Source organism: Flavobacterium sp. TSSA_36 (assembly GCF_051547165.1).
Taxonomy (GTDB): Bacteria; Bacteroidota; Bacteroidia; order Flavobacteriales; family Flavobacteriaceae; genus Flavobacterium.
This window is the reverse complement of record NZ_JBPTTP010000009.1, coordinates 1-12,678: the sequence shown is the minus strand read 5'-3', so window position 1 is coordinate 12,678 and position 12,678 is coordinate 1. Positions and strand designations below refer to the sequence as shown.

The following is a 12,678-nucleotide window of genomic DNA, read 5'->3' as shown; positions in this document are numbered from 1 at the left end:
TTAACAAATGTCATTATCAACACTATCTGATAAGATCCAGTTATTCAAATCTGTTTTTATTGGCAGAGAAGATGTATTTGCCATACGATGGGAAAAAGGTGGCAAAAGCGGTTACATGCCCGCATATTTCTATGACCCATATCGATATCGCGCTCATAAAATGAATGGCGGTTCTTTTCAAACATACGCAGATAAAGAATACTTGCCTTTCTCAGATATTGAAATAGAAAAACATCTAAATGGGTATCAACAAATAGGAATTTATCCTTTGTTGAAAAACAACACTTCTTGGTTTTTAGTTTCTGATTTCGATAAAGAGAATTGGATAGAGGACTGTAAAAAATTTATGTCTATCTGCAAAGAAATGGAGATCCCTTCCTATTTGGAACGTTCGCGTTCAGGTAAAGGCGGACACGTTTGGATATTTTTTGAACAACCTTATCCTGCCATGAGAAGCAGAAAAATATTTAATTCTATTTTGGAAGAAGCAGGAATTTTTTCACTATTTGACAAGAGTTCAAGTTTTGACAGACTATTTCCTAATCAAGATTTTCTTTCCGGAAAAGGATTTGGAAACTTGATTGCCCTTCCTTTTTATAAAAAAACATTGGATGAAGGAAATAGCTGTTTTATTGATTGCGATAATTTACATTCATTTGAAGATCAATGGAATTATTTGAGAAGCATTCAAAGAATTTCAGCATTAAAGCTTGATGAGCTCTTTCAGAACTATAATACCACTCAAAATATTCCTGCAATTTCTTTGCTTAAATCAACAAATAAAAAATTAACCATAACATTAAACAATGTTGTGAAAATCAATCGAAATGTAATAACCATACCATTAGCAAATTTCCTAAAGGAGGAACTAAATTTTTTGAACTCCGAATTTTTGATAAAAAAGAAAATCGGTAAAAACACATTTGGAATCGATCGTTATTTCAATTTTATTGAAGAAACTGAAAATGAAATAATCATTCCAAGGGGTTTTATTGGAAAAATAATTCGATTTTGCAGAGAAAACAAAATCGAACATGATTTTATTGATGAAAGAATAAAAATCAATGAAGTTTATTTCACATTTAATGCTCAACTCCAAGAACACCAACAATTTGTAATAAACACTGTAGGTAAAAAAGATTTTGGGGTGATTGTGGCTCCCGCCGGCTCAGGAAAAACGATAGTAGGATTAAAAATTATAGCTGAGAAAAAACAACCCGCTTTAATCCTCACACATCGTAAACAAATTTCAGATCAATGGATAGAAAGGATAGAAACCTTCTTAGGTATACCAAAAAATGAAATTGGAAAAATAGGACAGGGAAAAACAAAGATTGGAAAACAAATTACTGTTGCAATGATTCAGACTCTTTCAAAAGAACTTGAAAAACCTGATGCAGTTAAAATTTCGAATGCCTTTGGAACCATTATCCTAGATGAATGCCATCATATTCCTGCCGAAACCTTCAGAAATACAATTTCAAAATTGAAAACCTTTTATTTGTATGGATTGACAGCAACTCCATTTAGAAAATACAATGACGATAAATTGATTTTCATTCATTTGGGAGAAATAATTGCCGAAATAAAATCGGATCAAATCAGTAAATCTAAAAGGCCAAAAATCATTATTAGAAACACCGATCTAGAAGTCCCATTTAATTCAAAGACGGACAAATTTGAAACTCTATCAAAAATCCTAGTTCACGATTCAGGCAGAAATAAGACAATTCTTCACGATATATTTAACGAGTTGAATTCCAACAAGAAAATTGTAATTATTACAGAGCGGAAAGAACATATTGATTCACTCTACCAATATCTAAAACAATCTCATGAAACAGTAACTTTAAGCGGAGAAGATTCTGAAAACAACAAAAATTTAAAATGGAAAATTCTTAAAGATGGAAATTATCAAGTACTGATTACCACCGGTCAGTTTTTTGGAGAAGGGAGCGACCTACAGAACGCCAATTGCCTATTTCTTGTCTATCCATTTTCTTTTGAAGGTAAATTGATCCAATATATAGGTAGGGTACAGCGTTCCGATATAACACCAACAATTTACGACTATCGAGATATTAAAATTGACTACTTAGACAAAATGTTTCTGAAGAGAAACACTTATTATAGGAAAATTATTAAACAAGCAACCTTGTTTGATGAACCTGAAGAGAAAATCATTGTTTCAAAAAACAATTTTACCCTCGACAAAAAAGTTAAAATTAAATTTGATGAACTTGAATTTCACTATGGAAGCATTACTTTTAAATACGAAATTCCTGAATTGAAAACTAAGATTGAATTTGATATCGAAAATCTTGAAATCAGACCTGAGTTTGAAGTTCTAAAATCCTATTTTTCAAAAACGTTCAAATCAAAGGCAATCAAGGTTATTATTAATGCAGAATTCGAAAACGGCAAACTAATTTCGCAATTAGCAACTTCTGAAGACCTTCAAAAGATGAATAGGGAATTGGTTGAAGGAGTTAAGTTTAAATTCATAACAAAGACTTTTTTGGGTAAAACAAAGGCTAACGAAACAACAAACTTACTGAATATAAAACAGTTACAATCCGAAAATAAAAACAACTCCAAGTTATATGATTCAGGAGAAGAATTATTGAATGATTTTTTACGAAACAAAAAATACAAACACCAAAGGCAGTTGGAATATTTGGCCGACCACCATGATGGAGCTATTCTAAAAATTCGATTTGTCCTTAATCCATTTTCATTTCTTTTTCTTTTGGCAGGAAAAGAGGGTTTCCATATTGTTTTAGAAACACTAAATACAGAAGAAGCAACATACATTTGGCATTTCGAAAATGACAATCAATCACTTCCAGACAAATTAAAGTTAGTTGACAATGATCTTAACAATATTAGAAACAGAGGGAGACAACTATTTATTGAAAATCCTCCCGAGAATTTCAGCCGAATTCACCACGATTATTCAGACGATCGAAAAGGCTTTGTAATTTGGAAAGATTTGATTGAAGAGAGAATAAAATAAAACCATTGCAAATTACAATATTGATAAAATTTTAAATATCTATAAATCCTAATAAATATTGAGTTATTTGTACAATTACTCTTTTCTATGATTAATTATGATTTGAAAAAGCGAAAGATGAAAAAAATATAAGTAAGCTAGTTTTAGTTAAATAATAAAAAAATATTTACAAAACATAACTCGAAAATGAACAAACCCCCATAAACACTAGGATCTCATTTTCCCAAACAAAAATTAGCACAAAAATTAGCCTAAAAAAATTCCTTTTTAAAACGAGGCTAAAACCCTCAAAAAAATAACCAAAGAGAGAATTATTGTACTAACAATTTCTTAAAACCTTGAACTACAAGGTATATAATTAGGATTAATTACGAGAAAGATAACAATTGATATGTTTTTATCAAAAAAATAACTAATTTTACAATAAAAATATAATTTGATGTACCTAAACTGTACCTTATAACCTCTTAAGTACTGTAAAATAAAGATTTCTAATTTCTGTATCGGCAAATAAATGACCCCACAAGATATAATCGGAACCTACTCCATTTCAGGAAGTAATCAAGAAGCAAACAACATAATTGCGTATCAAGGTGTTTTGACACTAAGGCTAGACGAACATAATCGAATCCAAGCCCATTGGTTGATAAACGATGAGCAAGAACAAACAGGTTTTGGATTTTTCAAAAATAATATTTTAGTCATTAATTTCAAGTACAAGGGAGACGACAAAATTACCTACAAAGGTGTTGTGGTCTATCAGTGTATTACCAAAGATGTATTAGACGGTTTTTGGTCCGAAAAACATGGTGACCCAAGTTATTTAGGCACAGAATACGCTTTACGAATCAAAAGTTCCGAATTTCTTAACTAAATTTTAGCTGATGTAGCCTTTGAATTGCGTTAGAACTTAGCTAAGTTTTATATTCTAACTATGTAAAAGTTTAATATTTTTTTTTATATTTCTTATAATCCTAAGGTTTCATTTGATAATGAACGTTTCAAGATTAATGATACAATGGCAAATTATAGTGAAATTACACCAAAAACACTTCAAATTTAAGAATGCTAAAAAAGTAAAAAAACTTTTGAATAGTATAAAAAGAAATCATTTATTTGAAATAAAAAATATTCCCTGTCCAAAAAAAAAGACCATGACTAAAGATCGATTACTCTCCTTAGATATTTTTAGAGGATTTACTATTTTATTAATGACAATTGTCAATAATCCGGGTAGTTGGAGTGCCATTTACCCTCCTTTAGAACATGCGGAGTGGAATGGTTGTACCCCAACAGATTTGGTTTTTCCCTTTTTTATTTTCATAATGGGAACTGCTATCCCTTTTGCTATGCCAGAAAAAACATGGAATGCTAGTGTTTTTCAAAAAATAGTAGTCCGTTCCATTCGTATTTTTTGCTTGGGGCTTTTCTTGAATTTTTTTAGTAAAATAGCATTATTCGGCCTAGAAGGAATTGCTCTAATGGTTTTGCGGTTAGGCATTACATTCTTGGTTGCTTATGCTTTGTTAGGAAATTTTTCTCTAAAAGTAAAATCAGGTTTAGCATTCGGTCTTTTAGCTTTGATGCTCTTTTTGGCCTTTAGTGGCATAGAAGCTTATCGAGAAGTACGCATTCCAGGAGTTCTTCAACGAATTGCTATTGTTTATTTTTTTGCAGCTCTTTTATATTTGAAAAGGGAGTATCAAAAACAAATCCTTACCGCCTGTGTTTTATTGTTGGGTTATTGGGCAATCATGACTTTGATTCCAGTTCCGGGAGTGGGTCCTGCTAATTTAGACAAAGGCAGTAATTTGGCCGCATGGTTAGACAACACCCTACTTAATGGACATCTATGGGACGTAGTAAAAACCTGGGACCCCGAAGGAATTTTGAGTACCCTACCTGCCATTGCTTCGGGAATCATTGGTATGTTAATTGGACAACTTTTTCAACTTCCCATCTCAAAAATAGAGCTGGTAAAGAAAATTGCTATCTATGGCCTTGGCCTGTTACTATTGGGGGTATTTTGGGATATTTTTTTTCCGATAAACAAATCTCTTTGGACCAGTTCTTATGCCGTTTATACAGCGGGCATTGCTAGTCTTTGTCTCATAGTTTTGTACTACATTATTGATGTAAAACGTGTCGACAAATGGTGCCAAGTTTTCTTGTTCTGGGGTGTAAATCCAATGATCGTTTTTTTCTTTTCAGGTATAATACCGAGAGTCTTAAGTGGCATCCAAATTCAAAACCCAAACCTACCCACAGAAACCCTTTCGATTCAAAGCTATCTTTACGACTTTATAATAAGTCCTTGTTTTGAGAATCCCATGAACGCCTCCTTAGCTTATGCCTTGAGCTACGCTACTTTTTGGTGCATGATATTATGGATTTTATTCAAAAAGAAATTAATTTTCAAGGTGTAAGCCGTATCTCATTTTAAATTACAATGATGCTTTCAGACAAGGCTATCTAGTACAAGTCCGCTGTCTTCAATCGATACAACATACCCAAAAAAGCAGCTTTTTAAACTGCACTTTTGGGTGTGTTGTACTACGATTTTAGTCTTTACGGACTTTTTGTTCGTATCCTTGACAACATTGCTACACTTCAAATTAAAGTTTTAATAAACCATCATGATAATCGAGAAATTTAAGATCTAGGTTTGGACAAATTCCTGTCGTACATCACTATACTTCCAGCCACAGAAACATTCAAACTTTTTTGCGATTTAAATTTTACCAAATAGTGGCATTGCTGCATCGCTTTATTAGACAACCCATGATCTTCAGCTCCAAGCAAATAAACGCATCGTCTTGGATGTTCAAAAGTTTCCAAATCAACGGCCTTTCCACTTAATTCGACACCAACCAATCGTGCTCCTTTAGGTAAATTTTCATAAAAATCTTCAAAATTTTCATAATGAAAATAGGGAATGGCTTTCACAGCATCATGCGTATCACAGGCTTGTTTAGCATAACGATTGCCAATTGTAAAAATAAACGTAGCGCCCAAGTTTTGCGCAGTTCGCCATAAAACCCCTAAATTTTCGGGTGTTTTACCATTCTGTATCCCAATACCAAAGTATTCATTTATAAAGTTATCATTCATGTTTGCAAAAATACAAACTCAAACCTAACGATTTCATAATTTATTTGAGCAAATCTAAGCTAAGTATTATTTTTAAGTCATCAATCCAATTCATTTGGCATACTAAAGAATTGTATTCAATGATTATCCCTATTTTTGCCACTTTAAAAAATATATCCCATGAAAAAACAAATGACACTCTTTGTACTTGTCGCTTTTTTAATCTCGCAATCGAGCTTTGCTTGGGGCAAAAAAGGACACGCTTTAGTGGCCGAAATTGCCTTTACCTACTTGGACCCTTCCGTAAAAGCCATAGTGACAAAATACCTAGATGGGCGCTCTATTCAGGATGCTGCCAATTGGATGGACGAACTTCGTGACGACCACTCCTACGACTATTTAAAACCGTATCATTATGTCAATTTTGACAAAGGTATAAAAGTAGTCAACCACGAAGGAGACAATATCATTTTCCGATTGACCCAAACCATACAGGAACTAAAAAACTACAAAAACCTTTCAAACGAAGAAGTAAAAATGAAAATCTGTATCATTTTTCATTTGGTGGGCGATTTGCACCAACCGCTGCATGTGGGTTTTGGCACAGACAAAGGCGGTAATACCCAACAAATCAACTACAACGGAAAAGGAACCAACCTGCATTCTTTTTTTGATAGCGGCATCATCAACGCCAGAAATATTTCGCTCAGCGATTGTTTGGCACTCAACACCTATTCAAAACACAAAATCAAACGATTGGGTAAAATCAATACCGTAAAATGGGCCAAAGAATCTCGAAGCTACTTGCCTACCATTTACGATTATAAAAGCAATGTCATTCCCGAAACCTATGTAGACACCCAAGCCCCAATCATCAAAAAACAGTTACTGCATGCCGGGATAAGATTAGCCTCTGTACTAAAAGAAATATTTAGTACTTAAAAATAAAATATACTTATTTTCTTTCAAAGGCATTCTGCTTTAAAATTAATGAGCAGTACAATTTATAAATCAATTCACATTTTATTATACGTTTATGATAACACCAATTATGAAAGTATTTAAGCTTTACAAGATTTCAATACCTAATATACTACTTTTATTTACCATCCTAAGTATGAGCAGCTGCAGTATCCATAACACCAATAGTGGCCAGAAAAAAATTCCTCCTGGACAAGCTAAAAAAATTAATGGAAGTAAAAGTCCAAAAGCTTACGCACCAGTTCAACAAAAAAAACAATAATACTAATAAAGCCTTCAGAACATACTATTCCGAAGGCTTTTTAAATTAAAATAAACACTAAAAAACTTCATTTACAATAGCTTAGCAATTCAAAACAATGATTTCGTACCTTTAAACTATTCTAAACAAGTAATGTATGGTCTTATTAGAAGTACAGCCCTCAGCAGCCTTGCAGGAATTCATTCGGGTCTATCGGATAATACATTTTGTATTTGATTCAAGAGCAACGCTTCCTTTTAAGGCTTATCCGCCAAGAGCTGAACACTGTTTGAGTTTCTACCCCAAAGACACCGAAACAGTTTCTTACACCAAGAGCGCTACTAAGATTAGCAATTTGAAAAGCGTACTTATGGGACAACAAAGTGAAATTACGAATCGTTACGTTGGCAATGATTTTTTGGTGTTTCAAATCGTTTTTCGTCCTGGAGCTTTATTCAGAATCACAGGCATTCCTTCTTATGAGCTGACCAATTCCTATATTGATGCAGAAACTGTCTTTCCAAAAGAAATAAAGAACATCAACGAACAATTACATCAGGCCAAAGATTCTATTGAGATGAAAACGATTATTGAAACTTTTTTATGGCGGCAAGTTCAACACCAAAAGAAAGACGCACATCGGTTGGATATGGTTTGTAATACTTTATTGAGTGCTACTCAAAATTTCAGCATCGATTCACTAGCGCAAGCTTCTTGTTTGAGTCCACGCCAATTTGAACGAAAGTTTGTAGAACGGATGGGAGTGTCTCCAAAATATTTCAGCAAAATCATTCGGTTTGAAAGCACTTTTAGAATGAAAAATAAATATCCCCATTACGATTGGCTTACCATAGCCATACAATGTGGTTACTATGACTACCAACATTTAGCGAAAGATTACAAAGAATTGACCCACCACACCCCTACAGCATTTCATTTATTGGATTTGAATTCTCCTGAGCGGAAATTTGGTGAAGCGGATACCTATTAAAATGTCGTTTTTTTACCATTTGTTGCTGAAATTTCATAGCAAATTTGTACGGTAACCAACAACAAAAGACTATGAAACGAAGAAATTTTATTACCGCATCAGCTGCTACCATTCCGTTATTGGCTTTAGGACACAAGTTACCTACTCCTTCCACAAGAACTCCAAAAGGCTTTGTTGTAAAAGCCAACCAAAGTAGGTTTGAGAAAAAAACACTCATCAACGGCAGTAGTCCCAACAATCTCAAAATTGCCTCCAAAGATACCGATGGTGTGCTTAGTGTTTTTGAGTACATTGGAAATGAAAAAGGAGGACCGCCATTACATATTCATCCTAATCAGGATGAGATTTTCTTTATTGTAAGTGGTGACTATCTCTTTCAAATAGGTTCGGAACGCTATCAAATACAAACGGGAGATACTATTTTCTTGCCGCGCAATGTTCCGCATACCTTCTCTCAAATATCGGCCAAGGGGAAAATGATTTTCTTTTTTCAACCCTCAGGAAAAATGGAGGATTTCTTTAGAACAATTGGCAACCTCACTGAACAACCAAAACCAGAGATAGCTGCTAAAATTTTTGAAGAACACGAAATGAAAATTGTTGGACCTCCATTAGCTTATTGATTTTAAAAAAAATAAGCGTTTATCTTTTGGTGCTCGCAAACAACGAGTATGTACTCTTAAACAAATCTCATTTTGCAACGTAATGATAAAATAGCAGTATTATTAAAACTATACTGCTATTTTTTGGTTATGAAAACAAAATCTACTCGTTAGCCCCGATTTCTTTTGAAATCCTTGTGTCCTGGTTACACTGCATCGGATTACTTCGTTAATTGTCTGTCACTCGAGTACAATGTAAATCGGGACGATACTAACTGAAAATCGAGAATCATTCTGCTCCAAAAAACAAATTACATCACAAGAGCCACACAAAAAAGGCAGGTCTTTCGACCTGCCGAATGCAATCTCAATATTGTTTTAATAACCAATTAAATATATTAAGAATTACATTATAGTATAAGTTATTAAAATTTTTTTTTCTTTGTTTAAGTAAATGTACTATAAATTTAACAAACACCATGCGAAAAAAATTGGTTTTTTAGCCAAAAATAACGCGATTTAGCATTTTTTTAAAAAACATCAAGCGTTCCTTTTCCTTCCCTTATTACAACAGGCTCAAATTCAGACAAATCAATAATGGTAGACGCTACATTTTCTCCGTAGCCACCATCGATGACCAAATCCACTAGATTCTGCCATTTTTCAAAAATTAATTCTGGATCGGTTGTGTACTCAATCACATCATCTTCGTCGTGTATAGAAGTAGAAACAATTGGATTGCCTAACATTTTAACCATTTCGAGAATTATGGAATTATTGGGCACACGTATCCCTACCGTTTTTTTCTTTTTAAACTCTTTGGGCAAATTATTATTCCCTGGCAAAATAAAAGTATAAGGCCCTGGCAACGCTCGTTTCAAAATTTTGAAAGTTGCTGTATCAATTTGGCGCACATAATCTGAAAGATTGCTTAAATCATGACAAATAAAAGACCAATTCGCTTTCTCTAATTTGATGCCTTTGATTTTGGCAATTCTTTCCAAGGCCTTAGTATTGGTAATATCACATCCCAAACCATACACCGTGTCGGTTGGATAAATAACTAAACCGCCTTCTTTGAGCACTTTTACCACTTTGGCAATAGCCGCCTCACTAGGTTTGTCTTCGTATATTTTAATGAATTGTGCCATACAACATTTGTTTTGTTTAAAAGTTTAAAGCTATGCTAACTATTAAAAACGACCTTTATACTTTATTAGATTACCCAATCACATCTAATTTTGCAAATCGCAATAATAATTTTTTAATTCCGCCTACTTCAAACTTGATTTCGGCTTTTTTATCGGCGCCGGCTCCCTCGATATTCAAAATTTGCCCTCTCCCAAAACGCTCATGCATTACAAGATTCCCCACTACCAATTGATTATCAAATAAATTGACTGCACCCGAAGTACTCGCATTACCTACGGGTTTCAACTTCCGTATGGGCGCATCGGATTTGGGGTGTTGGTCTGTTACATACTTAGGTGGAGTTCCTGCTGTAGGCTTCGCTAATCGTAATCTCGACTTATCTACATCGCCAAAAATATCACTGTCAATTTGGGGCTTATAACGATAGTTACTTTCAGCAGGCGTTAAATATTCTAAAAACTGACTGTCAATTTCCTCAATAAATCGAGAAGGCTCACAATCGGTTAATTTACCCCAACGGTAACGCGATTGTGCATACGTCAAATAGGCCTGATGCTCGGCGCGGGTTAAAGCCACATAAAACAAACGGCGTTCTTCCTCTAATTCACTTCGGGTACTCATACTCATGGCACTTGGAAACAAGTCTTCTTCCATTCCTACTACAAACACATGGGGAAATTCTAGACCTTTGGCTAAGTGAATCGTCATTAAAGCCACCCGATCTTCATCACTCGTGTCTTTATCCAAATCGGTAGCCAAGGCCACATCTTCCATAAATTCAGACAAGGCGCCACGAGCACCGTCAATTTCTCTTTGTCCTTCGGTAAAATCTTTAATACCGTTTAAGAGTTCTTCAATATTTTGAATTTTTGCCATTCCCTCCGGTGTAGCATCTTTTTTCAATTCTTGTACCAATCCTGTTTTTTTGGCCACATGATCGGTGATATAAAAAGCATCTTGGTTTTCATTGATGACTTGAAAACTCTGAATCATGGTCACAAAATCATGCAATTTGTTCTTGGTCCCTGCATTCAATTTCAAATCAATTTTATCCACATTTTGCATCACTTCCCAAATTGACCGCTTGTAATGATTCGCTGCAATGGTCAACTTTTCAATAGTGGTATCCCCTATTCCTCGAGCGGGATAATTAATGACTCTAACTAGCGCTTCCTCATCTTTGGGATTGATTACCAATCGCAAATAGCACAATACATCTTTGATTTCTTTACGCTGATAAAACGACAACCCGCCGTAAATTCGATAAGGAATATCTCTTTTGCGCAACGCATCTTCCATGGCTCTTGATTGGGCATTCGTACGATACAAAATAGCAAACGAACCATTGTGTAACTGATGCTGCATTTTTTGTTCAAAAATAGTACTGGCCACAAATCGTCCTTCTTCGGCATCAGTCATGCTGCGATGCACTTTTATTTTAGGACCAAAATCATTGGCCGTCCAAACAATTTTGTCTAATTTAACTTTGTTTTTATCAATGATAGTATTGGCCGCTTCCACTATATTTCTAGTGGAACGATAATTTTGCTCCAATCGAAAGGTTTTTACACCCTCATAATCTTTTTGAAAATTCAAAATATTATTGATATTCGCACCTCGAAAGGCATAAATACTTTGCGCATCATCCCCCACCACACAGATATTTTGAAATTTATCCGATAAAGCTCTTACAATTAAATACTGAGAATGATTGGTATCTTGGTACTCATCTACCAAAATATAACGAAAACGATTCTGATATTTAGCCAAAACTTCAGGGAAACGCGTTAATAATTCATTGGTTTTCAACAACAAATCATCAAAATCCATCGCTCCAGATTTAAAACAACGCTCCACATATTGCTGGTAAATTTCACCCAAACGCGGTTTTTTAGCCATGGCATCCGCCTCCATCAATTCCGGATTATTAAAGTAAGCCTTCACAGTGACCAAACTATTTTTGTAACTCGAAATTCGACTCAAGACTTGTTTGGGCTTGTAGATATCTCTGTCCAATTGCATTTCTTTGATAATACCCGAAATACAACGCAATGAATCCTGAGAATCATAAATCGTAAAATTAGAAGGATACCCCAAATGATCTGATTCTGCTCTCAAAATACGAGCAAAAACCGAGTGAAACGTCCCCATCCATAAATTTTTAGCTTCTCCAGAACCCACAATTTGGGAAATACGATTTTTCATCTCCCGAGCCGCTTTATTGGTAAAGGTCAATGATAGTATATTAAAAGCATCCACGCCTTGATGCATCAAATAAGCAATTCGAATCGTAAGTACTCTTGTTTTTCCCGAACCCGCGCCAGCAATGATAATCATAGGACCATCTTTTTGCAGTACAGGTTCACGTTGGGCTTCGTTGAGTTGATCGATATATTGGTGCATAACATTTTTATTAAAGGTAGGCAAAAATAAGGATTTAAGTACGATATCCGAAAGCCAAACCCTCAATTTCACAAATTAAAAACAGTACTCTTACAACACCTATTTGGGCGTGACCCCAGCTAGCAAAAGGGGCATCAAGCGTTGGTGTTAGGCGCCCCTTCTGCTAGCTGCGGTCGGGCTATCCGCGCTACTTCGGTAGCCA

The 12,678-nt window shown here is 34.7% G+C and carries 9 protein-coding genes; 6 read left to right on the top strand and 3 right to left on the bottom strand.

The genetic code is table 11. The features are described from left to right. Positions 1-7 precede the first annotated feature (7 nt). The 3 genes from ACSVH7_RS14240 to ACSVH7_RS14230 all read left to right on the top strand — a co-directional run bounded on the left by ACSVH7_RS14240 (position 8) and on the right by ACSVH7_RS14230 (position 5,442). Positions 8-3,016 carry a TOTE conflict system archaeo-eukaryotic primase domain-containing protein gene (locus ACSVH7_RS14240; protein ID WP_438067356.1) on the top strand — a complete coding sequence of 1,003 codons (3,009 nt, stop codon included), beginning with the start codon at positions 8-10 and terminating at the stop codon, positions 3,014-3,016. A gap of 514 nt (positions 3,017-3,530) precedes the next feature. Next, positions 3,531-3,890, top strand: coding sequence for a hypothetical protein (locus ACSVH7_RS14235; protein WP_438067355.1), 360 nt, complete (start codon positions 3,531-3,533; stop codon positions 3,888-3,890). A 280-nt stretch (positions 3,891-4,170) separates the two neighbouring features. Next, complete coding sequence (locus ACSVH7_RS14230; RefSeq protein WP_438067354.1) at positions 4,171-5,442, top strand: acyltransferase family protein; 1,272 nt, start codon at positions 4,171-4,173, stop codon at positions 5,440-5,442. Positions 5,443-5,668: 226 nt separating this feature from the next. Here the strand turns inward: ACSVH7_RS14230 and ACSVH7_RS14225 are convergent, their stop codons facing one another. Beyond that, entirely contained in the window at positions 5,669-6,127 is a 459-nt protein-coding gene (locus ACSVH7_RS14225; RefSeq protein ID WP_438067353.1) for an RNA methyltransferase, read from the bottom strand. Positions 6,128-6,286: 159 nt separating this feature from the next. On the opposite strand from ACSVH7_RS14225, the gene ACSVH7_RS14220 reads away from it, so the two are divergent. The 3 genes from ACSVH7_RS14220 (at position 6,287) to ACSVH7_RS14210 (ending at position 8,942) form a co-directional block, all read left to right on the top strand. Then, entirely contained in the window at positions 6,287-7,048 is a 762-nt protein-coding gene (locus tag ACSVH7_RS14220; protein WP_438067352.1) for a S1/P1 nuclease, read from the top strand. A gap of 437 nt (positions 7,049-7,485) precedes the next feature. After that, positions 7,486-8,319: an AraC family transcriptional regulator gene (locus ACSVH7_RS14215; RefSeq protein WP_438067351.1), complete on the top strand. Its 834-nt coding sequence runs from the start codon at positions 7,486-7,488 to the stop codon at positions 8,317-8,319. Between the two features lie 71 nt (positions 8,320-8,390). Continuing rightward, the gene (locus ACSVH7_RS14210; RefSeq protein ID WP_438067350.1) at positions 8,391-8,942 is read left to right on the top strand and encodes a cupin domain-containing protein; all 552 of its coding nucleotides are present in this window, start codon (positions 8,391-8,393) and stop codon (positions 8,940-8,942) included. Between the two features lie 509 nt (positions 8,943-9,451). Here the strand turns inward: ACSVH7_RS14210 and ACSVH7_RS14205 are convergent. Together ACSVH7_RS14205 and ACSVH7_RS14200 are read right to left on the bottom strand one after the other, a co-directional pair. Continuing rightward, positions 9,452-10,072, bottom strand: coding sequence for an L-threonylcarbamoyladenylate synthase (locus tag ACSVH7_RS14205; protein WP_438067349.1), 621 nt, complete (start codon positions 10,070-10,072; stop codon positions 9,452-9,454). A gap of 70 nt (positions 10,073-10,142) precedes the next feature. Then, positions 10,143-12,476: an ATP-dependent helicase gene (locus tag ACSVH7_RS14200; protein ID WP_438067348.1), complete on the bottom strand. Its 2,334-nt coding sequence runs from the start codon at positions 12,474-12,476 to the stop codon at positions 10,143-10,145. Between the last annotated feature and the right edge of the window lie 202 nt (positions 12,477-12,678).

Bases quoted from the DNA above. Each gene is read 5' to 3' on its own strand.
- ACSVH7_RS14225 (WP_438067353.1), bottom strand. From the start codon at position 6,127: ATGAATGATAACTTTATAAATGAATACTTTGGTATTGGGATACAGAAT.
- ACSVH7_RS14205 (WP_438067349.1), bottom strand. From the start codon at position 10,072: ATGGCACAATTCATTAAAATATACGAAGACAAACCTAGTGAGGCGGCT.
- ACSVH7_RS14200 (WP_438067348.1), bottom strand. From the start codon at position 12,476: ATGCACCAATATATCGATCAACTCAACGAAGCCCAACGTGAACCTGTA.
- ACSVH7_RS14220 (WP_438067352.1), top strand. From the start codon at position 6,287: ATGAAAAAACAAATGACACTCTTTGTACTTGTCGCTTTTTTAATCTCG.
- ACSVH7_RS14235 (WP_438067355.1), top strand. From the start codon at position 3,531: ATGACCCCACAAGATATAATCGGAACCTACTCCATTTCAGGAAGTAAT.
- ACSVH7_RS14240 (WP_438067356.1), top strand. From the start codon at position 8: ATGTCATTATCAACACTATCTGATAAGATCCAGTTATTCAAATCTGTT.
- ACSVH7_RS14230 (WP_438067354.1), top strand. From the start codon at position 4,171: ATGACTAAAGATCGATTACTCTCCTTAGATATTTTTAGAGGATTTACT.
- ACSVH7_RS14210 (WP_438067350.1), top strand. From the start codon at position 8,391: ATGAAACGAAGAAATTTTATTACCGCATCAGCTGCTACCATTCCGTTA.
- ACSVH7_RS14215 (WP_438067351.1), top strand. From the start codon at position 7,486: ATGGTCTTATTAGAAGTACAGCCCTCAGCAGCCTTGCAGGAATTCATT.